The sequence below is a fragment of the Ferroacidibacillus organovorans genome, assembly GCF_001642725.1.
Classification (GTDB): domain Bacteria; phylum Bacillota; class Bacilli; order Alicyclobacillales; family SLC66; genus Ferroacidibacillus; species Ferroacidibacillus organovorans.
In genome coordinates this window covers 1-24,438 of record NZ_LSUQ01000027.1, presented here as the reverse complement: position 1 = coordinate 24,438, position 24,438 = coordinate 1, and the positions used below count along the sequence as shown (strand labels likewise).

Sequence of the window (24,438 nt, the reverse complement as noted above, 5' to 3'; positions counted from 1 at the left end):
CGATTGGTTACCAGGGGAGATGGCATAAAGCGATGCGCATTGCACTCGTTGCACACGATTCAAAAAAAGAGGATCTCGTCAACTTTACGATTGCCTACGAACGTTTGTTTGAAGGTCACGAATTGTACGCGACAGGAACGACTGGCAAGCGCATTCTAGAGGCGACGAACCTACACATCCAGCGTTTCCAAAGCGGACCGCTTGGCGGCGATCAGCAGATTGGAGCGCTCATCGCCGAAAATCGGCTGGATTTGCTCATTTTTCTGCGCGACCCACTTCTCGCGCAACCGCACGAACCTGACATCATCGCGCTTTTGCGGCTATGTGACGTGCATGCGATTCCCGTTGCCACAAATGTGGCGACCGCAGAAATTCTTGTGCGCGGGCTGTGGCGTGGAGATTTTCTGTGGCGCGACGTGATTAAAGAGGAACAGGAGCTTCCAGAGGGAGACGCACGTTGAGAATCGGCATCAGTTGTTACGCGACGCTCGGCGGTTCGGGTGCGGTCGCAACGGAACTGGGAAAAGCGCTCGCGGCACGCGGCCACGAGGTGCATTTTATCGTGTCGGGAATCCCTTTTCGGCTCGGACTGTTTCAAGAAAACATCTTCATTCACGAAGTCGAGACAGCAAGCTACCCGGTGCTTCACTCTTCGCCAATCGATCTCGCGCTCGCCGCCAAAATGGCGGATGTCATCAAGCATTATGATCTTCATGTGTTGCATGTCCACTATGCCATGCCGTATGCCGTTTGCGCGTTTCTCGCGCGTGAAATGCTTTACAATCACCCTGTGCGCATCGTGACGACTTTGCACGGAACGGACATCACTGTGCTTGCAGAAGATCCGCTTTTGCGCAGATTGATCCGCCTGGGAATCGAAAAAAGCGATCTCGTCACGGCCGTGTCAAAAAGTTTGATCGATCAGACCATTGAGTTGTTCGGGCCGCGCCAGTCGATGATCAAGATCAGCAATTTTGTCGATCTTCAACTCTACAAAAGGACGACAAAGAACGAGTGGCGAAAACGCTTTTCGCCAAACGGTGAAAAGGTGCTGATGCACGTCTCCAATTTTCGCCCTGTAAAAAGAGTGAGCGACGTACTCGCGACGTTTTTTAAGGTGCGCGAATCGCTTCCCGCCAAACTCATCCTTATTGGGGAAGGCCCAGACCTTGACGCGGCGTGGCGCATGAGTGAGGAAATGGGAATGGCGCGTGATATTCACTTTCTTGGCAAACGAGACGAAGTCGCAGCGCTTCTCTCCGCGGCAGATTTGCTGTTGCTGCCTTCAGAAAAAGAGAGTTTCGGGTTAGTCGCCCTTGAGGCGATGGCGTGTGGTGTCCCTGTCATCGGGTCTCTTGCAGGTGGCATTCCAGAGGTTGTCGAACACGGAAAATCAGGTCTGCTTTCTCCCATCGGCGATGTGGAAGACATGGCGAAAAATGCGCAAGCGCTCCTCTCGAACGATCGCTTGTGGAGTGCCTATTCGCGCGCGGCGCGCGCACGCGCGGCGCAATTCTCGGCAAGTGAAATCGTTTCGAGCTACGAACGCCTCTACGAGTGCCTGATTGAGAGCTCGCAAAAGTCGGAAGGCGCAGAAAAAGGGAGTGCATAATAAAGCATGGAGATGCTTGACGCAAACGTGATCGAACGCGATCTCAAACGGATGAGAGAGGGTGCGCGCGTATTGCGCGAAGGCGCTGTACTCGTTTTTCCGTCTGTGACATCGACCAATGACGTTGCGCGCGAGACGATGTTGCACGACCATCTGACGTGGGTTGCTGTTCTCGCAGAAGAGCAGACCGCAGGTCGGGGAAGGCGCGGCAGGAGTTGGGTCTCCCAACCGGGAAATGGACTCTTCTTTACCTACGCACACGCGATTCAGGGCCCCCTGATCCCTGATGCCTGGCCACTTTTGGTCGCACTGTGCGTGCGCGACGCGCTTGCAGAACAGACTGCAATGGATCTCACTGTAAAGTGGCCAAACGACCTTCTCGCAGGCGGAAAGAAGGTGTGCGGCATTCTCACTGAGGCGCGCCAGCTTGAAGATCGCGCCGTGATGATTACGGGAATCGGCGTCAACGTCCGTCTCGACCTTTTGAGCACGCCGGATGATGTCAAAAACCGCGCGACATCCTTTGAATCGCTCGGCGTGACCGTGGACAGAAATCACTTGGCGAGCGCCCTGATTCACGCGCTCGCAATGTTAAAACGGGATGTGGCGGAAGGACTGCGCTTTGGTGATCGGATTGACGCGTATCGCGCTTCGTGTGAGACGCTTGGCAAACACGTGCGCGCTGTGCACGGGAGTGAGGTTTTAGAAGGTGTCGCGGAAGCGATCGATGAGCACGGAACACTCTTTTTGCGGGATCACGCAGGGAATCGCCACACGCTTTTCAGCGGGGAGATCGTTGAAACCGCGCCACTTGAAGGGATGAGATTTTCACTGTAATGAGAAGCGAGGAGGGCGCAAAGCATGGCATTGAACAGACGTCACACGACGCGAACACTTCGCGCGATGAAGCAAAAAGCTGAGAAAATTGCGATGGTCACCGCGTATGACGCGAATCAAGCCCGGTTGGCTGAAGAAGCCGAGATGGACATCATCTTGGTTGGCGATTCGGTCGGCATGGTCATGCTTGGGTATGACACGACGATTCCGGTGACGCTCGATGAGATGATCCATCACGCAAAGGCGGTGCGCCGGGGCGCACAAAACACGATGATGCTCGTCGATCTTCCGTTTGCCACATATCACGGCGATCCCCAAGTCTCGCTAAAAAACGCGATGCGCGTCATGCAAGAAGCGCATGCCGACGGACTAAAACTCGAAGGTGGCCGCGAGATCTTGCCGCATGTCGAGGTCCTGATAAACGCCGGAATCCCTGTCTGTGCACACCTTGGTTTAACGCCACAGGCGGTGCTAAAGCTTGGTGGGTACCGCGTTCAAGGGCGAGACAAAGAGACTGCACAGCGTCTGCTAGAAGATGCGCGCGCGCTTGAAGCGGCTGGCGCCTTTTTGTTGGTGTTAGAATGCGTCCCAAACGATGTCGGCGCGCTTGTGACAGAACAACTCGCCATCCCCACCATCGGCATCGGGGCCGGCGCAGCGTGTTCTGGACAGGTGCTTGTGTATCACGACGTATTGGGCATGCACGGGCAGGACACTGCAAAATTCGTCAAATCCTACGCGTCGCTCCACGAAGTGACGCGTAGCGCGCTTCTAGCCTACCGAAATGACGTCAAACAAAGCTCCTTTCCGACCGCCGAATATACGTATGAGATTCACGTCGATGAACTCGATCAACTTTATGGCACAGGCGAAAGGGGCGCTCCGCGTGAGGCGGATTGAAACCCAAAACGAATTGCGTGAGGCGCACCCCGACCAGGCGACTGTAGGCTTTGTTCCAACCATGGGTTTTCTGCACGATGGGCACGCCTCACTGATCAAGCGCGCACGCGCGGAAAATGAGACGGTCATCGTCTCCATTTTTGTCAATCCGCTTCAATTTGCGCCAAATGAAGATTTCGAGCGCTATCCGCGCGATATGGAGCGAGACCTCGCGCTTTGCGAGTCACTGGGCGTCGATCAGGTATTCACACCGAGTGTCTCTGAGATGTACGGGCGGCAACCGGTGCTCACATCCGTCCACGTGCGCGAACTTGGTAACCATCTCTGCGGCGCGAGTCGCAAAGGGCACTTTGACGGTGTGTGTACCGTCGTTTCTAAACTCTTCCATTTAGTACAACCGACACACGCCTATTTTGGAAAAAAGGATGCACAACAGTGGCGAATTTTAAAACGAATGGTCGCGGACCTTTCCATGGCAGTTGATATTGTGCCGTGTGAAATCGTACGTGAATCGGACGGACTCGCACTCAGCTCACGCAATGTCTATTTGAGTGAAGAGGAGCGCGCGCGCGCGCCACAGTTCAATCAAACGCTGCGCGAACTGCGGGACGCGCTTCGACCCGGTGAATCCGTTGCAGAACGGCTCGCAATAGGATGCGCAAAACTGGAGGAATCCGGGTTTCGCATCGACTATCTAAATGTGTACGACGATGAGACGCTGGCACCGCTTCTTCACGCGCCAGAGCAAACACCCTGTCTGATTGCAGGCGCGATCTACCTTGGAAAGACAAGATTGATTGACAATCTTGAGTGGCGCGCGTCTTTCTGAAACTTGCTTGCAAAAGATTGTTCATTTCGCAATAAGAAACATCCTTGCATAACGAGACACAACCTCGCGCACATTTTACGTATTACGATCTTGCGCGTGAGGCGGTGTCTCTATGATGTTTGAAGACGATTGCAGACGCTTTAAAGAAGAACTCCATCGCATCTCACAAGCCTTAAAAGGGGCAGACGAAACGCAACGCGCAGCGCTAAGTCGCACACTCCGCGCGTATCAAACGTTTGAGCGACACATGCTCGCATGGTGGGTTGCGCGCGATGAAGAAATCGAAGCGTTACTAGGCGATACAGACCGTCACGCGCCGCTTATAACCGACACGGAATGGAGTGCGAGTGAACCAGAAGAAGCGCACGCGTTCGATTTGGCCAAAGACATGGGAACCGCGCTTGCGAGTGAGCAGGGGCTATCGCTGTTTCGACGGGGCATGGGATATTTTGAGTTGTTGATGTTTGAAGATTCTCGCCTCGTCTTTGAACGCTTGGTTGAGAGCGATCCGGTCATGAACATCGCACGACTTTTTCTCATTTATAGTTGCATCGCTCAAAATGATGCACAATGCGCCGAAGCTCATCTCGCACACCTGCGAAGCGCCGTCACAGACCCACTCTTGATTGCCGCCGCAAAAGATGCGCAGGCGGAACTCTACGTACGCGCAAAGCGTATTCCCGAAGCCATCCGCGAGTTGACAGACGTGGTTGTGGCACGCCCGCGGGCAAGCGATACGTGGGTCAATTTAGCGGTTTGTCACGCCCATGAAAAGCAGTGGGTTGAGGCGCTGCGCTGTGCGCAACACGCTGTATCGATCGATGAGGCAGATGGTCCAGCCTGGCGAATCATCGGCAATGCATATGCGGCGCTCGGTCGCTTGAACGATGCGAGAAACGCGCTTATCCACGCGCAACCACTCTGTAAAAGGGATCCACAACTCGACGTGGAAATCGGCTTTCTTGCGCTTCGGCTCAGACGCACGCAAGAAGCGGAAGCGCATTTCTTAAAGGCGCGTCAATTTACGCATACCTGGCCAGACGCGATGATTGGGCTATCCAAACTCGATCTCTTGCGCAAACAACCTGACGTGGCGTGCGCGCGACTCAAAGCACTGTTGACTGTGCAGAGAAATCATGTGCAGGCGACGCTCCACCTCGGTTACGCGCACCTGGCGAAAAAAGACTGGAAACAGGCTTTGCGCGTGTTTCAAACTGTTCAAGAGAACGCTGAAATCACCGTTTTATGCGCGACGGGCATGGCGCGCGCCGCATGTGAGCGCGGTGATTATGCCGCGGCTCTAAAACAGCTCAGCCATGCGCTCCAGCACGCCTCAGCGGATGATCGCGCTGATTTGATGTACGAGTTGGGGCGAATTCATCTTAGGCGCGGAGATACACAGCGCGGTCTGCGCAATCTGCGGGTCGCACTCTCTTTGCGACCCTCCCTGCGCGCTGCGCGCTCACTCCTGAAGGCGCACACACGGCCAACAGAACATACCGTCACGCCTTAAGGTGCTTTGACAACTTCAGGAGATTCAAGCGTTGCTCGCCATTGACAGGCGGCCGCACTTTCTCAGATACTGAATAAGCCATCTTCAAATACGATAGAAGTTGCGAGCAGGAGGGCCACGTTGTCCAATTATCAAGTCGCGTACGCGTGGGATGCTAAACGCTCCATTGTGCAAACCCTTGCGTTGTTCGAAGTTCCACATGAAGCGTCACGCATTCTTACAATCGGCGCGAAGTATGACAATACGAGCAAACAATATCACGTGAAACAGCTCGAGCAGTCCCTCGATCTCTCTTCACTGTGGGAAAAAATGACCTCAGTGATTGGCGAGCAACCTGTCTTTCTTTCATCGTACGAGAATGCGCATTCGCAACTCGGCGCTATCTTAGAAGGGGCAGGACTCGCTTTTTTGCCTTTCGATCAAATCATTGATCTATCCTGGATCAAACACGCTCTATCTGCCACGACAGCCCCTTCGCGCAAATCACAAAAAGGCCTGGCACACATAGAACTTGCAGAAGCGCTGTCCGCGCTGCCCGAATCAACGTTTGCCTTGTACACTGCGAACGCGCGAACGAGCGCAGAGCGCGCATGGTTTACTCACATCGCTGATTCAAGAATCTTGCGCACGGCGCGCTTTGCACAAAAAATGATTCACGGTCTCTCGTTTCGCAATCTCGAACCGATTGAGCGCCTGTTTGATCGCGAAGAAGACGATACGCGCGCGCGCGCAGAAGTACCCTTGGCAGATCTGTCGGATGTGATTTTGACGGAGCGCTTGGCCGCGCTAAACGCGTTTTCGTATGAATCCCGCCCTTCGCAAAGAACCATGCTACGCGCTATTGCGCAGGGATTAGAAAAGGATGAACATGTGGTCGTCGAGGCAGGAACGGGAACCGGGAAATCGCTCGCATACCTCATTCCAAGCCTTCTCTTTGCGGCAAAAGAGGGCCAGCGGATCGTCATATCGACGCACACACTGGCCCTCCAGAAACAGTTGATCGAAAAGGATGTCGTAAACGCACTGCAGGCTGTCGATCAGGAGATCAGCGTCACTGTCATGAAGGGGCGCAACCAGTACCTCTGTCTGCGTAAAGCAGCCCACGTCGTCCGTGAAACGCCTTCACAGCGCGACGATGATCTCGCGTTTGCAATGCAGATCGCGACGTGGGTAACGCACACCGAGACGGGCGATCGCGAAGAGCTGTTTTTCACTCCTTTGCACAGCCACTTGTGGCGCGATGTACAGAGTGAAACCGAAAGTTGCATCGCGCGCTCCTGTCCATTTTTTCGTCACTGTTATTACTATCGCGCACGCCAAAAGGCAGCATCTGCCGCCGTTGTGATCACCAATCACGCGCTCGTCTTATCAGACATCCGCACGGATCACCGCGTTCTTCCTGGATACGATTTCCTCGTGCTCGATGAAGCTCATCACCTCGAAGAACTGGCGACACAACATTTCGGTGCTGAAGTGAGCGAACGAGAAATAAGACGTATGTACGAGCGTTTAAACGCATCCCGCGGCGGCATCCCTGATTTGCTTCAAAACCTGCGCGTTCGCGCGTCATCCGGGCACGCAGAAAGCTCACCCTATCTCTCTGTCACGACGCGTTTACACGATGGAATTCGCCACGCGTTTGAAGCGTTTCGCGATGTGGTCGGACACGCAAAAAACGTATTTCAACCCGATGCTTCTGAACAGCGCATCACAAAAGACTGGCTCTCCATGCCATCTTACGCACCGCTGATCCTGTCTGTGCAAGCACTTGGCGACGCGCGCAGTGGCCTTGAGGCGTCCCTTTGCCAGTACGAAAACCTCTCGCCAAGCGAGGATCTCGATGAGGCGCTCCACGGGCGCGTACAAGACGTTTTTGGGCGCGCATCCGAGTGGCTTAACGCTCTGGAAATCATTTCCGATGTGTTGTTGCTCCAAAAAGGGGAGGATGCGTTTGTTTCTTGGGTGACTGCGACAAGACACCCAAGCGGATTTGATTTGACATTTTCGCTGGCGCCGCTCTCTGTGCGCCGACTGTTATACGATCATTTATTCGCAGTCAAACGCGCGGTGATTGCGACATCGGCTACGCTGCGCAGCGGAGGGACATTTCAATACTTCCTCAATCAGACGGGACTACAATTTGTTGAACCGCCAGCGCGGGTTACAACCTTGGTCGCGGCCTCCCCCTTTGATTACCGGAAAAACGTGCTGCTTTGCCTGCCAAAAGACGGTCCCACAGTCGATGATCCGTCGTATTTGGCGTATACGGCTCGCTCCATCGAAACGATCGTCGACGCGGCACATGGGCGTACCCTCGTTTTATTCACTTCTTATCAGATGATGATCGAATGCGATCGGTTGGTTCGGGCAAACTTGGAACAGAAGCGTTTGGAACTCTTAACACAAGGTCGAGACGGGATCACTCGACATGCACTGATCGAACAATTTCGCGCATCCGAACGCGCCGTTTTATTTGGCGTCCAAAGCTTCTGGGAGGGCATCGACATTCCCGGGAGTGCGCTTATCTGTATGATCATCGTGAAACTTCCTTTTGCCGTTCCTTCGCACCCAGTGGTTCAAGCGCGGTCAGAGCATCTCAGAAAACAGGGGTTAAACCCGTTTGTTGTCTATCAGACACCGCAGGCTGTGATTCGTTTCACACAAGGGTTTGGCCGCTTGATTCGTTCCACAAAAGATCAAGGCGCAGTCTTCGTGCTGGATCGCCGGCTCGATGATAAACCGTATGGCGCTGTTTTTTTAAACGCGCTGCCAAGTCCAACCATCGCGCGCGGAACGCTGATCGATCTGATTGGGCAGGCACGCAAGTATTTTATGGTGAGGTGAGCAGGTAATCGAAACAGTGGCGGCAATGCTCATCACGTTAGGTTTCCTGCTCGCGTCCGCAGTTCCTGCATTCGCAAAGGAAGACGCACGAAATGTCATCGCGACGCTCACGGTGCAAGTCGCCCCTTATCCGTTCCTATCCCTCACGGCGGAGAGCGGCAGAACCGTCCTCTTTTTGCCTTTTTCAAGTGTGCGTGCACGGGACTTACGTCCGCTCGCGCAAGTGGTAGCACCCCATTCAACGCAAGAAGTGCGCATTCTGGTCGTCTATGCAATCCCTGACCAGCAAACCGCCGCGAAATGGCGGAATGCGCTTCTTTCCATCAGGCAAAAAATGAGATGCAATCGACTCCTCACCGTTTACCAAACGCCTGTGCGTCAACCTGAAGATCGGCAGCTCACAGCCGTCTCATCCCATAAGATGTATGCCTTGGCAAGCGACTTCACGCTATCGCTTCATCCACTGCCGTCAGCAGACGGCGGATTACATGTCCACACAAGTCTCCTGCGCGTCTCCTATCGCTCGTTTGCGATCGGAATCTTGCTCCCGGCGCAAATGGACCCGCATCCGTGGCCAGATGACCCTGACATTCTACTGCTGCAACCGTCCCTTTTTCCGCGAGCGCGTGATCAAAAACCGCTGGATGTTCTCGATCCAAGCGCTCGCATTGTTCTTGATGAAGGATCGCCAAAAGACGCTGAGACAGGTGCGCTGATTGAACGCCTTAGAGAGCACTGGGGCGATGTGTATCGAGTCACCAAACGAAATCCGTTGGTGCTTACAATCGATCGTCATCACCTCATTCTACCGATGAGTCGCTCTCAGATGGTACATTCTTGATGGGTTACAGTGTTTGCAAATACAAGCCTGTGGTAGACTAGGAGAGAAGATTGGATTTGCAGGAGGATGAACATTTGAGCACAAAGAAGGCTATCGCCAAAAAAGCAATCATTGGGGGAACGGGCGTCTATGACGCACAACGCCTAAAAAACAGTGAACAACAGACGATGGAGACACCTTTTGGAAAAACGGTTTACACACTCGGAGAATACGGCGGAGACACGGTCGTTTTTTTACCGCGCCACGGAGAAGGTCACCATCTCCCGCCTCACCAAGTTCCGTATCGCGCGAATCTCTACGCATTGCGTGAACTCGGCGTCACTGAAATTTATGCGACGGCAGCAGTCGGTAGCGTGCATAAAAACCTCCCACCTGGCTCGCTTGTCGTCGTTGATCAATTTTTAGATTTTACGAAATCGCGCCCAGTCACATTTTTTGAAGATGGGAACCCTGTGACGCACGTTGATATGACCGATCCATTTTGCGGAAGACTGCGCAAAAAGCTCGCGAAATCTGCGGCAGAACAATCCCTTCCCATTGTTTATGGGGGAACGTACGTCTGCACGGAAGGTCCACGTTTTGAGACATCGGCTGAGATCCGCATGTTTGATCGGATGGGTGGAGATGTAGTCGGTATGACCGCAGTGCCTGAAGTGGTGCTCGCCAAAGAACTCGGTATGTGCTATGCGTCAGTCGCGATGGTGACGAACTACTGTAGCGGAATCACCGGAGATGTCCTGACCCATCAAGAGGTGCTTGACGTGATGTCAGAAAATGTCCACCGCATTCGCGATCTCTTCTTTCATACGCTGCTCGCGCCCGATCCCGATGAATCATGTACATGTCGCACAGCCGCACACGCAATGAACGCATAGCGCAGGGAGGGCGAATGACGTTGAGAATTTTAATCCACTCGACCCACTATCTTGATGGCACAGGTCGTGAAGCAGAATCCGGCTACATCGTCATTCACGGGGATCGCATCGCCGAGATCGGGCCTGGCGACTGTCCGCACTCGCGAAGTGATTTTGATCAGACGATCGATGGAGCGAACCGCCTTGTCATGCCTGGCCTTATCAACGCGCACGGACACGCCGCGATGTCTCTTTTGCGCGGATTCGCAGATGATATGCCGCTGCACGCGTGGTTGAACGATCGCATTTGGCCGGCCGAAGCAAAGCTTTCACCGGAAGACATTCACCTCGGCACACAACTCGCCATGCTTGAAATGATCGAGACTGGGACGACGACCTTTACGGATATGTATTTTTCTATGGACACCGTCGCAGAAGCGGTCTTATCGTCAGGGATGCGCGCTGCGTTGGGGCGAGGGATCGTTTCAGGCGAAGGAGCGACGCTCGCGCTAAAAGAGGCAGAAGCGCTTTATCGAGCGTATCATGGGGCAGGAGGTGGGCGGATCTCGATCAACCTCGCGCCACACGCTCCTTATACGTGTTCTGCAGAAACGCTCAAAGAAGTGATGGCACTCGCCGAAAAGCTCGATGTGCCACTGCAAATCCACGTGTCAGAGACGCGCAAAGAAGTTCAAGACAGCCTGAGCGAACACGGCGTTTCACCCATTGTCTATTTGCATCAGATCGGTCTCTTTTCGCATCCAGTCACCGCAGCGCATGTTGTGCACGCTGATGATAACGATTTGGATATTCTCGCAGAGCGCGGCGTGCGCGTCTCTCACAACCCGGGCAGCAATTTAAAATTAGGGAGCGGCATTGCTCCGCTGCTCGCCATGCGAGAGCGAGGGATCATCGTCGGTCTTGGCACGGATGGCGCCGCGAGTAATAATAAACTTGACCTTTTTGAAGAGATGCGACTTGCAGCGCTTTTGCACAAAGGCGTTCTTGAAAATGCGACTGCGATTGACGCGAATGCCGCGCTGTCCATGGCAACGTCGCAAGGCGCAAAAGCGCTCTTCTTGGATGAGCGAGTCCATCCGGATCTCGGCACATTGCGCGTTGACGCGCCAGCCGATTTGATTCTAATTGATCTCACCAGTCCACGCTATTTTCCGCGTCATCGCCTGCTCGCGCACGCCGTATACAGCTCGTCGGGCTGTGACGTGACAGATGTCTTTGTCGCCGGGCGTGCGCTCTATCGCAATCGCGAATTTATGACGATCGATCAAGAAAAGGTGCGTTATGAGGCAGAGCGTGTAGGCGCCAAATTTCACACGAAGGCATCATTTTCGACACCTTCATGATAACCAGTTCCAAACGGTACGGTAGAGCGTGATGACGTCCTCGCGCGCTTCATAGTGCGCATCGAACAGCGCATCGGGCACGCGATCATCAGAAACGTCAGGGTCTGTCGATGTGATGCGTTCGTTCATGCGCGATCATCCTCTCACGTATGCTGATAAGGATAGTATCACCGCGAAACGCATTGCCATGAGAGCATCATCTACCACAACACGTTGAAAGAGGAACGCCTACATGCATTTGTTGATTACAAACGATGACGGCATCTATGCAAAAGGAATTCGTGCACTCGCAATTGCGCTCGCACAAACGCAGCGTCACCGCGTGACAGTCGTTGCGCCAGATCGCCAACAGAGCGCTTCGAGCCACTCCATTACGCTGCACAAACCGCTACACGCAAAGTCTGTGGCGCTGCCGCATGGAATCGAAGGCTACGCGGTTAACGGTACGCCTGCCGATTGCGTCAAACTGGCGCTTGGCGCACTGTGTGACGAACACCCGCCTGACTTGGTTGTGAGCGGCGTTAACCACGGTGCTAATCTTGGAATGGACATCGTTTATTCAGGTACCGCATCAGCCGCTTCTGAAGCGGTCATGCACGGGATCCCTGCGATCGCAATGTCCCTGATTGACGAGCCTTTTGACTTTACCGCGAGTGTGCACATCGGCTTAGGTCTGATCGACTTATTCAATTACCACAAATTGCCACACGACGTCTATCTCAATGTGAATATTCCCCCCGGTTCACGCGAATCGCTAAAAGGAATACGCGTCACTAAAACGGGCATCCGCAAATACAGAAATGCGTATGAAAAACGGGTTGATCCCCTGGGGAGAACCTATTATTGGCAGGCGGGTCAGGTTGTCCAAATAGAGAATGAACCAGACACCGACGTCTATCAAGTTGAGCGAGGCTATGTGAGTGTGACGCCCGTTCATCTTCATTTTACAAATTCAGAGATGGTTGATACACTCAAATCGTGGCCATTTCAACTTTGAAGGGGCAGCTTGATGGAACGCGCTGATATGATCCTTGCGACAAAAGACGTCGCAATGTCAGAAGACATGTATCAATTGATTGATTTTCTTAATCGCACATTGAAGGATTTGAATGTCATTTTTGGACTTTCAAAATCAAAAACTGACGACGGAAAATACACCGTCACGATTTACCGCGCACACGAATGAAACGATCGATCATTTGGGGATTCGTCGGTTTCTTTGTTCTCGTCATTCTCTTTGTCGTCTCGGCAGTCGTCTGGATTTATCCCAGGCTGTCCGCCGTGGATAGCCCAAACATTCGAGCGGCGCGATTGGCACTGAATCATACGGCACTTTCGCGTGTTACGGACGTCAAATGGTTTACCGGAGGTGCCTTATCCCAAACGGTATACGGCGTTGACGCGCAGGGGAGACCCCTTGACGTCTTTGTCTATGGCAACGCCACCATTCCCGTTTATGCGCATTCGCTGATCACGCCAAAACGAGCGGTCCAGGCACTCTTCGTACTGGGCATACACCCGCTTACGGTGCTTACGGACGCGCTCGGTTACTGTCGCGTTTCCCCGTATCAACAGCAAACGAATGCGATTTATTTTGTTTCAGCAAAAACGCCAGCCGGTCGCTATGTGTTTGCGTATGTCAACGCGTATTCGGGTTCTCTTTTATGGCACGAGACCGCAACGGTCGATCATCCCTATCTGGACTGATTGAGCCTGCTATTGTCATATGGAAGAATGGAAGAAGTGTGCGGGTTTGGACGAGATTGAGCATCGTGCAAAAGATCGTCTCATGCTATACTGCTACTAGTTTCGTAGCTGTACGGGTAACGATTATTTACACGTTATAAATCCTTTCTGTGGCTTCGTGTATGATGTCGCTACTTAGGAATCGTTCAAAAAGGGAGGCGTATGCATGTCTCGCATTCGGATCGTGCCCACCGTCTCCGCGCTGATTTTGACGTTTGCGCTGCTTTTTGGCGGTTTTCAAATTTATCGCACGTACGATCTCGTCCAACCGCTGAAATCTCAACTCACACATATCGCTTCTGTACAGTCCGCTGCGATTGATTTGACCGGGAGCGCACCCTTGATCGTCATCAAACTAGGACTTGTGAGCGACCTTCAAACAACGTATGATCAGTTGCAGTCCATTGTTTCAACTTCAATCGGTACACCTTATCAAATTGTGCTAAAAGATCATCGCAATGCAGCGCTCTATCGCGATTATGAGGCACTGCAACCAATCTTGTATCAAGGCATTGCTCACGGCACGTACACGACCATGATTGCGAATTTGTTAACGTCGGCTGCAAAACTTCACGTACAAGCGCGCATCACGATGAACGCATCCGATGTCTTTCTTCAGTTTCGGCAAGGGTCGTCGTACTTGTATGCCATTGTGCCGTACTCCACTAAACTTTCGGGGGCGAGCGGTCTATGAAAGAATGGTTAATTGGCGCCGGAATTGCACTCGTTATTTTTCTGGAGTTGCTCGGCATTCAAATCTTGCCACTTCTGTTTATCGTCGGCCTGGGTTTCGCATTTTATACCCTTATGGGCCGACGTCAAGTCGCTCCAACTGGATCTAAAGAAACGGCAGTTCGCCATCAGGTCAATTTTGAGCATATTGGTGGGCAAGAGCACGCAAAGCGCGAATTGATGGAGGCACTTGATTTTCTTCGCTATCGCGATAAAATTCGCAAACTCGGCATTCGTCCGCTAAAAGGCATTCTTTTGACAGGACCGCCAGGAACCGGAAAGACGATGATGGCCAAAGCGGCTGCCTCCTACACAGACTCTGCGTTTGTTTCAGCATCAGGGAGTGAGTTTGTCGAGATGTATGTGGGCGTTGGAGCGCAGCGCGTACGTGAATTGTTTCGCAAAGCGCGTGCGAGCGCAAAAAAGGAAGGCAAAGAAAGCGCGATTGTCTTCATCGATGAGATTGACGTCGTCGGCGGTCGGCGGGGGATGCACAGCCACCAGGAATACGATCAGACGCTCAACCAGTTGCTCACTGAAATGGATGGCATGCAAACGACGCAAACGCCAATGGTACTTGTAATCGCCGCAACCAACCGTTCTGACATCCTTGATAGCGCACTTTTACGCCCAGGACGATTTGATCGTCAGATTCGCGTTGACCTTCCTGATCGCGAGGGAAGGCTTCATATCTTGCGAATTCAGGCGAGCGACAAACCTCTCGATACAGACGTCGATCTCGAACACATTGCGCGTGAGACCTACGGTTTCTCTGGTGCACAGTTAGAGAGTCTCTGCAATGAAGCGGCGATTATCGCGTTACGTGAAAACGCGCCGACAATTCGCCAATCGTACTTTCGCGATGCGGTTGACAAGGTGCTCATGGGTGAAAAGACGGGACGCATTCCTACCGAAGACGAATTGTTGCGCGTAGCAGTTCATGAATTAGGACACGCGATCGCCTCGGAAACGATGCGCAAAGGTTCCGTTTCACACATCACAATCGCGCCTCGCGGCAATGCGCTCGGTTTTGTGCGGCAGATTCCAGAGGCGGATTCTTATCTTTACACCAAAGAGCAGCTCGATCAGCAGATCGTCGTTGCGCTGGGCGGGGCAATCGCCGAAGAACTGATCTTTAGCAATCGCTCGACAGGCGCACAAAACGATTTTGTCCAAGCGAGTCGTCTTGCCAAAACGGAAGTGATGTGTGGGCTGAGTCGAATTGGGATCGTCGCCGAAGAACACTTGCCTGAAAACATTCTCGATGAAGAAGTGCGCTTTATCTTGGCTTCAATTGAAAAAAGAACAAAAGACGTCTTAGATTCCTATGCGAACGAACTTGAATCATTTGCGCGGCATGTCGTCGAGTGCGAAAGTATGGATGGCAGTGAGTTTCGCGCTTGGCTTCTGAAGCGTACCGATTTGGAAACGGCGATTGGGCAGTAATGGGATGTAAAACACCCCTAAAAAGGGCGCAGCATATATACCTGCGCTCTTTTTTGTGGCGTTCTTTTCTAGACGGTTGACATTGTCCATTGTAAAATAGCAATGATATGTGAGTGAGTGTATAGAGGAGACGATTGCGTTGGCAGTAGTTCGCATTGCATCATTGAGTGATCATTTAGGGGAAACCGTAACGATCAAAGGGTGGCTTCATCAAAAACGATCTTCTGGAAAGATCATTTTTCTCCAACTTCGCGACGGCAGCGGTTTTGTTCAAGGCGTTCTTGCAAAAGAAGACGAGTCAGAGGATATCTTTGCTTTAGCGCAATCCTTGACACAAGAGAGCGCCATCATTGTTCACGGCGTCGTTCAGACTGATCAGCGTGCAAAAAACGGTGTTGAGCTTCAAGTCAGAGATATCGAACTCGTCTCGCTGACACACGATTACCCAATTACGCCTAAAGAACACGGCGTTGATTTCCTCATGGATCAGCGCCATCTCTGGCTGCGCGCCCCAAGACAACGAGCCATTTTAAAGATTCGCGCCGAGATCATTCGCGCGATTCGCCAGTTTCTTGACAGTCATGAATTCACCCAAGTGGATCCACCCATTCTCACACCTTCGTCGTGTGAAGGAACAACCACACTTTTTCACACTTCCTATTTTGATGAGGATGCGTTTTTAACACAGAGCGGTCAACTCTACATGGAAGCAGCAGCGATGGCGCTCGGGCGCGTATACTCCTTTGGCCCTACATTCCGTGCTGAAAAATCGAAAACTCGCCGCCATCTTATCGAGTTTTGGATGATTGAACCAGAGATGGCTTATGTAGAACACGACGAGAGTGTCGCAATTCAAGAGGCATTGATTTGCGCGATTATGCAGCACGTCCTAAGCCACTGTGAGCAAGAACTGCGCACCATCGGGCGAGACACGTCAAAACTGGAACAAATCAAAGCGCCCTTTCCACGCATCTCTTACGACGAGGCGGTTGCTTTTTTGCAATCGACTGGTCAAGATTTTACGTGGGGTGACGACTTTGGCGCGCCAGATGAGACAAAAATCGCCGAGGCTTATGATCGACCTGTTTTTATCGAACGCTATCCTACATCGCTGAAAGCTTTTTATATGAAACCAGATCCTGCTCGTCCTGAAGTTGTACTTTGCGCAGACCTGTTGGCGCCTGAGGGATACGGTGAAATCATTGGTGGTTCACAACGGATTGACGATCCTGAACTGCTCATAAAACGATTTGAAGAACACGATCTCTCCAAAGAAGCGTATGCCTGGTACCTAGATTTAAGGACGTACGGCACCGTGCCACACTCCGGGTTCGGACTCGGACTCGAACGGACCGTTGCGTGGATCTGTGGCCTTGACCATGTTCGAGAAACCATCCCGTTTCCGCGTCTGTTGTACCGCCTCTACCCCTAAGTGGGTGAGGGAGCATTTTTGACGCTGACACACCAATGCGCAGAGGAGTCAGGTAAGAATCAAGCAGTGGCAGGAAGCGAGTCGAAAAATGTGTACGCAGCGTACATTTACGTACGTGAGGGAACATTTTTGACGCTGACACACCAATGCGCAGAGGAGTTCTGACTTCTCTTTGAACTTCCTCTCATCTTGAGCGTTCAAAGAGGAGTCAGGTAAGAATCAAGCAGTGGCAGGAAGCGAGTCGAAAAATGCGTACACAGCGTACATTTACGTACGTGAGGGAGTATTTTTGACGCTGACACACCAATGCGCAGAGGAGTTCTGACTTCTCTTTGAACTTCCTCTAAAAGAGGAATCCCAGAACAGATGGGAGAATGGTATACTTGCTTAAGGAAGGAGCGCATGCGATGAAAAAATACCTGGATCACGCGCTCAATGCCTTGGAGCAACGTCATGTCAATTTTCCCTATGAATTGCTAACAACCTACAATGCTTTGGGCTTATCTGATGTCGATATGATGGTGATTATCCATATCCTTTCTTATCAGCAAGTAGACCATACTTTCCCTGACCTTGATCGACTCGCGGAACGAATGAGCCTCACCGCAGATGAAATCGCCGTAACGATTCAACGCTTGATTGTAGAAGGGCATATTCAATACGTTGATCGCATGATCAGCGTGCGGCCACTCCTTGAGCGAATGATTGGCATGCATAACGAAGAGCAAGCGTCTCTCGCGGTGTTTACTCGATTTGAAGAAGAGTTTGGACGTTTGCTTTCTCCGCTCGAATATGAACAGATCACGCGCTGGCTCAGTGAAGATGAGCACCCCGAGTGGTTGATTATTGAAGCGCTTCGTGAATCTGTCCTCTCTGGCGTGTTCAATTTCCGCTATGTCGACACGATTTTACGAGGCTGGGCCCGAGCGAATATCAAGAGCGAAAAGCAGTTGAGCGAGTATCGCAAAACGTATCGAAAACGAACGGAGCCAGAAAAAGAGCGAACCGCGCAGAAGACAACGCAAGCGACAAAATCAACGCCTCGCGTGGTGCCGGCCGCTCAACCTGGCAAATACGAGCGATTCTACGAACTGTACCAGAATCGCGCAGAAACGTCTGCCGCAAGGTCTGATACAACGAAGTAGCAGACATTGTATGTTAAGGTAGGGTGCCAATCGCTATGAGATGGAAACGTATCGTCGTGAAGGTGGGAACGAGCAGTCTTACGGACGAGCAAGGAATTTTAAGCCACGAGAAACTCCAACATGTGGTCGATTCATTGATGAAATTCAAGCGAGAAACGAATGCGCGCATCGTGCTCGTATCCTCCGGCGCGGTCGGCGCTGGACTCGGAATTCTCGGCTGGTCCCGCGCCACGATGACGATGCCAGAAAAACAAGCGGCAGCGGCGGTGGGGCAGGGGAAGCTGCTCTCCCTCTATCAGACGGAGTTTGATCGCTATGACCAAAACATCGCGCAGATTCTTCTCACCCGATCCGATCTCGATGACCGTCGTCGCTATCTCCATGTAAGAAATACGTTTGAGACGCTTCTCTCGCATCACGTCATTCCGATCGTGAACGAAAATGACTCTGTATCAATTGACGAAATACGCCTCGGGGATAACGATTCGCTCGCGGCACATGTCAGTCTCTTAACGGAAGCTGACGCCATGATCCTTTTGACGGATCGCGACGGGTTGTACACGTCTGATCCGCGCAAAGATCCTCACGCAAAGCGAATACCGCTCGTTCATCGAATTGATGAAGACATCCTTATGCGCGCCGGACAGGCCGGGTCTGTATCAGGCACAGGCGGTATGAAAACAAAACTGACAGCCGCTCAAATCGTCACATCTGCTGGAATCGAGGCGGTCATCGCCAGCATTCAACACGCAAATCACTTGCTTGAACTTTTGACAAACGACCACTTCGGCACGCGCTTTTCATCGCACTCGCCAGGACTTGGCGCAAAACGCGCATGGTTAAGGCATTCTTCTCGTTCGATGGGACGCGTAGACGTTGACTCTGGCGCACGCGATGCGCTCGTCAATAAAAAGGCCAGCCTGCTCATGCCGGGCATCCTTCACGTAGAGGGGGATTTTGAAACTGGCTCCGTGATCGATGTGAGTTTTAAAGGGGAGCGCATTGGCCGGGGAAGAACGAACTATGCTTCGCGTGACATCACACTGCTTCTTGATCGAAAATCTGCGGCACAGGTTGAAGTGATTCATCGCAACCATCTCGTGTTGTTTTCTGATGAACGGAGTGATTCCAGTGTGTGACGTCAAGTCGCTGGCTCGCACAGCCAAACAGTCGGCGCGGATTTTGCGACGCTGTACATCTGAACAAAAAAATGAGGCGCTTGAAACAATCGCAAACGCGTTATTTCAAGATCGCAACGCACTGTTTGAGGCAAATCAGCGCGACGTGGAGCAGGCACTAAAACGTGGTGTTCCTCCTCATCGTGTCGATCGACTGACCCTACATAACGCGCGCTTACAGGAGATCATCAAGGGCGTGCACCATGTCGCAGCGCTTGATGACCCTGTGGGTGAGTGCATTGAACAGATTGATCACGCAAACGGCATGCAGATAAAAAAAGTGCGCGTTCCATTCGGAGTTCTCGCCATTGTTTATGAGTCGCGTCCAAACGTCACCGTAGACGCGGCAGTTCTCGCGCTCAAATCAGGAAATGCTGTCGTGTTGCGGGGTGGAACAGACGCGATGCAAACGAATAAAGCGCTTATTCAATCGATGAAACGCGCACTTGAAGGAACATCCATTCCTAGTGAAACGATTCAATTTGTCGATGATCCGGATCGTAATAGCATTGACGAACTTCTAAAACTTCGCGGTTTGGTTGATCTAGCCATTCCCCGAGGCGGCGCCGAACTGATCAGACGCGTCGTTGAGACCGCTCGCGTTCCGGTGATTGAAACGGGTGTCGGTAACTGTCATATTTACGTCGATCAATTCGCCAATCAAGAAATGGCGATCTCAATCGTTCACAATGCAAAATGTTCTCGACCGTCAGTGTGTAACGCTGCCGAAACACTGCTTATTCACCGCGCGTGTGTAGACACCCTTTTGCCGCGAATCCTGAGCGACTTGTCGCAAGCGAACGTTGAACTGCGACTTTGCGAAACATCCTTCAGTAAATTCAGCGATTCCTATTCAAAGATCAAACGGGCAACAGAGGCAGATTATCAAGAAGAGTTTCTCAATGACATCCTCGCCGTGCGAGTTGTCGATTCGGTAGAGGAAGCAGTAGCGCACATCGAGACCTACGGGACAAACCACTCCGAAGCGATTGTCACGGAAGACCCTGATGCGGCCGACTATTTTTTGACGAACGTAGATGCGGCGGCCGTGTACCACAACGCGTCCACGCGTTTTACAGACGGCTTCGAGTTCGGATTTGGTGCGGAAATCGGGATCTCGACGCAAAAAATGCACGCGCGAGGCCCCATGGGTCTCCGCGAATTGACGAGTTATCAATATCTGATACACGGACGAGGTCAGACGCGAACATGATGAAACTCAGTGACAGGCGGTTGCAAGATTTATCATGAATACGGGTTATTTGCCCTACGACCTAAGTTGAACTCCTCTCATACGCTGTACTATCAAAGCGCAAAGGAGGAAATCAAAAATGTACGGTGTTTTTGGCGGTTATACTCGCTGGGCAGTCGTGTTCCTCATCATCTTCGTACTGTTCTTCCTGTTTGTACCAACCTATGGCTATGGAACAGGTGCAGGCGGAACTGCTGGGGCATACTAATCTACAGAAAATGTCTGGCACGACGTGCTCGCGTCGTGCCTTTTTTTTGCTAATTGCCAACGTTCATGTTGAATGTAATTTAACATGAAAAAATAATGTGATTGCACCGCATGACCCATACATGCTAGAGAACTCCCGCAGTGGAATGTGCATGCTGAGAACGATTGTACGAAATGTGACTGATCGCAATCACCTGAACACCTCTCATCGTTTTACTAGACACCTATTATCCATATTTGTGACATATATCACACTCTTGTTTGAAGATCGTTGCTAAAATTACCCTGCTTTCGAAGATTTTATGTCGAAGTAAATCATCACCAAGTGGAAAGAAGGTGGCAAGGGCATGGCTGAAACACCTAATAAAAACGCATTAGGTGAAGAGATTGCGCAGGGGTCACAGGATCTACCCGACTGGAGCCGACGCCAATTTCTTTTTAGTGTCGGCGCAGTGACAGTTGCCGGCCTCATCGGTACCTTTGGCGGATCCACGATTGCCCGCGCGATGCGTGAAATATTCGGGTCGCAGGTAGAAACTGGAAACATCCCGCTGTACGCGCTCGACTATTACTACATCCCGAATTACATGAAATGGCGGGTTGGCGATCGCATCACCATCGCCTTTCGTAACCGCAGTCAGTCCCACCCAGGAAAGTATCACGAGTGGGTGGTGGGACGCCATGTAAACACCGAGAACACGGTGTTCGGAGTAGAGACGCAGGACGGGTTCGCGGAGGATTTCTTCGACGGTGTTTACGTCACACTCAGCAATCCGCGCAATGTGAATAACTTTGTGCCAAACAAAGCCATCGTCACATATGAGGGGCAAAAATCGCTCTACAACATCGCGGACGGAGGGAATTTCAGCCCGACGTTGAATCCTGATGGCGCCGTTGACATCACCTTCACCGTTCCGGACAAGCCGGGACTTTGGCATTATGGATGCTTTGTACAACACTATGAACACTATCGGATGGGAATGCGCGGCACGATCAATATCGTGCGAGCATGACGGCGAAAGAAGGAGAGGAGCGGCGTATGGAGCGCGTCCAAAACGGCAGAAATATTTCGATGTTCGTTGGTCTGTGGCTTTTTTTTTCTGCAATACTTGAATACTTTGCCCACCTCTGGGTGATTCACACCCCGTACTATTATGTGGCTTCCCTGCAGGGAGGTGTGTCCCTCGACGCTTTCGACACCCTGGTTTACGTTTCGGTCATACTGTTCGTTTTCATCATTTTGTTTATGGCTTTTGCCGCGGTGAGATTCAGACAGCGCGCAGGAGAGACAGGGGACAGCCCGGTGCAGAACCAGAGCAATCTGCTCTTTCAGCGAAGTTGGATGGTGCTCACCATCGCCATCGTCATGACTTTTTTTCTCCATCCTGATCTCTCGGGTATGGAACAACTCTGGGCATACGGCCTTCCACCTTGGAACCACGGGGCACTCGTGGTCAATGTCCAGGCTCGGCAATGTCAGTTTCGCTTTGGGTATCCTCAGTACGGCTTGCCGATGAACACCAAGACGAATGGACGTGACGTGCTTGTGGTTCCTGCCGGACGCGAGATCAAGTTTGTGATGAACAGCCTCGACGTAACGCACTCATTTTACGTTCCAGCGTGGGGTATTAAGGCAGACATCATCCCTGGTATCACGCGCGATCTCTATATCACCCCGACGCAGATCACTTCGACGGCCGCCAATCCGATGGTTCGCCTGCAGTGCGCACAACTTTGCGGAGCGGGACACTCCTATATGGAAGCCGATGTTGAAGTCGTTTCACCGCAAGCGTTTGCAATATGGGTGGCGCAGGAAAAGACGCAAGTTTCTAACCAGAACTCATAATCAGCCAGATTCAGTGACCGCGCGCAACGTCGCGGATAGAGAGGGGTCGAAGGAGAATGGCGCAAAACAGTGCAACACTGGCTGTGCCCGGCGGATCACGGGCGACGCGAAGGCGCGCTCCCATGCCGCCGGTCGCGCGCGGATTTTTGTGGGCGGGGATAGGATTTCTTATTGGAACGTGTTTCATGTTTCTGGTGGATCGCTTTCCTGGAGCCAATCCTCCATTCATCACAGAACCAGCCGTGACGGTCGGTTGGCTACTAGGGTTTGTAGGGTGGCTTCTCGGGGTAGGCGGTTTTGAGTCGATCGTCCGGCCGTGGCTCGGACTGCCAAATACGTTTGTAGCGTCCCGTGGATGGCGGCGGTATTTCGAACTCAGCCTGGATAACAAGGTGGTCGGGATCCAGTATATGGTTGGGTCTGTCGCCACATTCGGTATCGCAGGTCTGATTGCCATGGGCATGCGCGCGCAGCTCATGGGGAGCAACAACAACGTCTTTGGCGGCGATGTCTGGTATCTCTCAGCCGTCACGATGCACGGTGTGCTGATGTTGCTCGGAGTGGCCGTAGTCGGATTTGTCGGCGGACTTGGAAACTACGTAGTGCCGTTGATGATCGGCGCCCGAGAGCGCATGTATCCGCGCCTTGGCGGAATTGCGTTCTGGATGTACCCGGCCGGGGTGATCACCATTCTTCTCATTCCTATGTATGGCGGATCGACCGCTGGACTGTGGGGATATGAACCACTGGCGGCCCAAGATCCTTCAGGCCAGATTTTTTTACGAAAATGCAATAGGCACATAGATATCAACAGGAATCTTTAACAAGCCTTCGTAACAAGAAAACCCTTCGCCTCAAGCAACTGGATCATATGGGTCTCCGTCTGTTTTTCCCTTCGCATCTGAAACTGTTCGAGATACTCCACACCGAGTTCAATATAAGATTGCCTTTTTAGCAAAACATGGTAGCTAATTTTAAGAAGCGTATGAGCTAAAGCAACTAATGCTTTTTTCTTACCCATGCGCTTAACCAGAGCCCAATATCGAGCAGATAATCGTGTATTTCGAGTTCGTGATGCAGCCCACGCGCATTCACAAAGTATTGCCTTTAACAGGCTATTACCGGATCTCACTCTTGCGCGTTTCTTTTTTCCAGCGCTTTCGTAATTTCCCGGACACACGCCAGCCCATGCAGCCAAGTGGTGTTCACTCTTAAATTGGCTCATATCTGTACCGATTTCTGCAATAATGATTGAGGCGGCTTGCTCATTTATTCCAGGAATTGTCGTGAGCAGTTCAACAGACTCTCTTCGACTTTCTAACCTAAGGTAAATTCGAAGATCGATTTGCTTGATGGTTTGTTCAATGTAGACAAGGTGATCCCATGAGAAACGAATCATCTCCACATGATGCGAACGCAACCGACCTTGAAGAGACTGGAGTAATTGATTAGATTTCTGCTTCAACGGACCCTTCATATTCTCTTCTAAGAATTCCAAAGTGATTACTTCTCCATTGACAAGTCTTTGTAGAAGTAGACGACCAGATTTTCCAAAGACATCTGACATGTACGATGTAAGCTTAATGTTTGCATCTTGAAGTATACGGTGAATTCGATTTTTCTCAGAGGTCGCTTGATAAACCAACTTCTTTCTGTATCTCGTAAGATCGCGAAGATCACGAACTTCTTCAGAAGGAACAAAGCTTCCTTCGATTAATCCGGATCTCAGAAGCTTGGCAATCCATTCAGCATCTTTCATGTCTGTCTTTCTTCCCGGAAGATTTTTTATATGATATTAAGTCAATAGAGTAGACACCCCGAACAGAGAATACCAAAATAGTCTGACGTGCAGAGCTTTGG

The 24,438-nt window shown here is 51.8% G+C and carries 25 protein-coding genes; 23 read left to right on the top strand and 2 right to left on the bottom strand.

What is annotated here, in order from left to right:
• Positions 1 to 32 precede the first annotated feature (32 nt).
• The 10 genes from mgsA to AYW79_RS09465 all read left to right on the top strand — a co-directional run bounded on the left by mgsA (position 33) and on the right by AYW79_RS09465 (position 11,594).
• Positions 33 to 461, top strand: coding sequence for a methylglyoxal synthase (gene mgsA, locus AYW79_RS09510; RefSeq protein ID WP_067564902.1), 429 nt, complete (start codon positions 33 to 35; stop codon positions 459 to 461).
• The gene (gene bshA / locus AYW79_RS09505) at positions 458 to 1,612 is read left to right on the top strand and encodes an N-acetyl-alpha-D-glucosaminyl L-malate synthase BshA (RefSeq protein ID WP_067564900.1); all 1,155 of its coding nucleotides are present in this window, start codon (positions 458 to 460) and stop codon (positions 1,610 to 1,612) included. Before mgsA ends, bshA begins: the two co-directional genes overlap by 4 nt.
• Positions 1,613 to 1,618: 6 nt before the next feature.
• Positions 1,619 to 2,449: a biotin--[acetyl-CoA-carboxylase] ligase gene (locus AYW79_RS09500; protein ID WP_067564898.1), complete on the top strand. Its 831-nt coding sequence runs from the start codon at positions 1,619 to 1,621 to the stop codon at positions 2,447 to 2,449.
• 24 nt (positions 2,450 to 2,473) lie between these two features.
• Positions 2,474 to 3,349 (top strand): 3-methyl-2-oxobutanoate hydroxymethyltransferase, encoded by an 876-nt coding sequence (gene panB, locus AYW79_RS09495; protein WP_067564897.1) that lies wholly within the window; start codon positions 2,474 to 2,476, stop codon positions 3,347 to 3,349.
• Entirely contained in the window at positions 3,291 to 4,178 is an 888-nt protein-coding gene (gene panC / locus AYW79_RS09490) for a pantoate--beta-alanine ligase (protein ID WP_197460944.1), read from the top strand. The genes panB and panC overlap by 59 nt, the downstream gene beginning before the upstream one ends.
• Before the next feature lie 112 nt (positions 4,179 to 4,290).
• Entirely contained in the window at positions 4,291 to 5,691 is a 1,401-nt protein-coding gene (locus tag AYW79_RS09485) for a tetratricopeptide repeat protein (RefSeq protein ID WP_067564894.1), read from the top strand.
• Between the two features lie 120 nt (positions 5,692 to 5,811).
• Positions 5,812 to 8,535 (top strand): ATP-dependent DNA helicase, encoded by a 2,724-nt coding sequence (locus AYW79_RS09480; RefSeq protein WP_067564892.1) that lies wholly within the window; start codon positions 5,812 to 5,814, stop codon positions 8,533 to 8,535.
• Between the two features lie 16 nt (positions 8,536 to 8,551).
• Positions 8,552 to 9,376 (top strand): hypothetical protein, encoded by an 825-nt coding sequence (locus tag AYW79_RS09475; protein WP_067564890.1) that lies wholly within the window; start codon positions 8,552 to 8,554, stop codon positions 9,374 to 9,376.
• A gap of 74 nt (positions 9,377 to 9,450) precedes the next feature.
• Positions 9,451 to 10,251, top strand: a complete 801-nt coding sequence (mtnP, locus tag AYW79_RS09470; protein WP_231884540.1) for an S-methyl-5'-thioadenosine phosphorylase — start codon at positions 9,451 to 9,453, stop codon at positions 10,249 to 10,251.
• Between the two features lie 20 nt (positions 10,252 to 10,271).
• Complete coding sequence (locus AYW79_RS09465) at positions 10,272 to 11,594, top strand: amidohydrolase (protein ID WP_231877804.1); 1,323 nt, start codon at positions 10,272 to 10,274, stop codon at positions 11,592 to 11,594.
• Here the strand turns inward: AYW79_RS09465 and AYW79_RS16265 are convergent.
• Entirely contained in the window at positions 11,589 to 11,723 is a 135-nt protein-coding gene (locus tag AYW79_RS16265) for a hypothetical protein (protein WP_269449051.1), read from the bottom strand. The genes AYW79_RS09465 and AYW79_RS16265 overlap by 6 nt on opposite strands.
• Positions 11,724 to 11,826: 103 nt before the next feature.
• On the opposite strand from AYW79_RS16265, the gene surE reads away from it, so the two are divergent.
• The 13 genes from surE (at position 11,827) to AYW79_RS09410 (ending at position 23,402) form a co-directional block, all read left to right on the top strand.
• Entirely contained in the window at positions 11,827 to 12,591 is a 765-nt protein-coding gene (gene surE, locus AYW79_RS09460) for a 5'/3'-nucleotidase SurE (RefSeq protein WP_067564887.1), read from the top strand.
• Between the two features lie 12 nt (positions 12,592 to 12,603).
• Positions 12,604 to 12,780, top strand: a complete 177-nt coding sequence (locus tag AYW79_RS15250) for a DUF4264 family protein (protein ID WP_079290262.1) — start codon at positions 12,604 to 12,606, stop codon at positions 12,778 to 12,780.
• Entirely contained in the window at positions 12,777 to 13,301 is a 525-nt protein-coding gene (locus tag AYW79_RS09455; protein ID WP_067564885.1) for a cell wall elongation regulator TseB-like domain-containing protein, read from the top strand. Before AYW79_RS15250 ends, AYW79_RS09455 begins: the two co-directional genes overlap by 4 nt.
• A gap of 205 nt (positions 13,302 to 13,506) precedes the next feature.
• A complete protein-coding gene (locus AYW79_RS09450) occupies positions 13,507 to 14,034 on the top strand; it encodes a hypothetical protein (RefSeq protein WP_067564883.1) in 528 nt (175 codons plus the stop codon).
• Positions 14,031 to 15,518, top strand: a complete 1,488-nt coding sequence (locus tag AYW79_RS09445; RefSeq protein WP_067564881.1) for an AAA family ATPase — start codon at positions 14,031 to 14,033, stop codon at positions 15,516 to 15,518. Before AYW79_RS09450 ends, AYW79_RS09445 begins: the two co-directional genes overlap by 4 nt.
• Before the next feature lie 133 nt (positions 15,519 to 15,651).
• Entirely contained in the window at positions 15,652 to 16,950 is a 1,299-nt protein-coding gene (gene asnS / locus AYW79_RS09440) for an asparagine--tRNA ligase (protein WP_082806682.1), read from the top strand.
• Positions 16,951 to 17,357: 407 nt separating this feature from the next.
• Entirely contained in the window at positions 17,358 to 18,095 is a 738-nt protein-coding gene (locus AYW79_RS09435; RefSeq protein ID WP_067564877.1) for a DnaD domain protein, read from the top strand.
• Positions 18,096 to 18,130: 35 nt separating this feature from the next.
• Positions 18,131 to 19,234, top strand: a complete 1,104-nt coding sequence (gene proB, locus AYW79_RS09430; RefSeq protein ID WP_067564874.1) for a glutamate 5-kinase — start codon at positions 18,131 to 18,133, stop codon at positions 19,232 to 19,234.
• Positions 19,227 to 20,486, top strand: coding sequence for a glutamate-5-semialdehyde dehydrogenase (locus AYW79_RS09425; RefSeq protein ID WP_231877803.1), 1,260 nt, complete (start codon positions 19,227 to 19,229; stop codon positions 20,484 to 20,486). Before proB ends, AYW79_RS09425 begins: the two co-directional genes overlap by 8 nt.
• A gap of 118 nt (positions 20,487 to 20,604) precedes the next feature.
• Complete coding sequence (locus AYW79_RS16260; RefSeq protein ID WP_269449050.1) at positions 20,605 to 20,733, top strand: hypothetical protein; 129 nt, start codon at positions 20,605 to 20,607, stop codon at positions 20,731 to 20,733.
• Between the two features lie 346 nt (positions 20,734 to 21,079).
• Entirely contained in the window at positions 21,080 to 21,745 is a 666-nt protein-coding gene (locus tag AYW79_RS09420) for a cupredoxin domain-containing protein (protein ID WP_067564868.1), read from the top strand.
• Positions 21,746 to 21,771: 26 nt separating this feature from the next.
• Positions 21,772 to 22,578 carry a cytochrome c oxidase subunit II gene (locus AYW79_RS09415; protein ID WP_067952938.1) on the top strand — a complete coding sequence of 269 codons (807 nt, stop codon included), beginning with the start codon at positions 21,772 to 21,774 and terminating at the stop codon, positions 22,576 to 22,578.
• Between the two features lie 56 nt (positions 22,579 to 22,634).
• The gene (locus tag AYW79_RS09410) at positions 22,635 to 23,402 is read left to right on the top strand and encodes a cbb3-type cytochrome c oxidase subunit I (RefSeq protein WP_067564867.1); all 768 of its coding nucleotides are present in this window, start codon (positions 22,635 to 22,637) and stop codon (positions 23,400 to 23,402) included.
• Here AYW79_RS09410 and AYW79_RS09405 read toward each other — a convergent pair.
• On the bottom strand, positions 23,399 to 24,367 hold the full coding sequence (locus AYW79_RS09405) for an IS110 family RNA-guided transposase (RefSeq protein ID WP_269449282.1): 969 nt from the start codon (positions 24,365 to 24,367) through the stop codon (positions 23,399 to 23,401). The genes AYW79_RS09410 and AYW79_RS09405 overlap by 4 nt on opposite strands.
• Positions 24,368 to 24,438 lie beyond the last annotated feature (71 nt).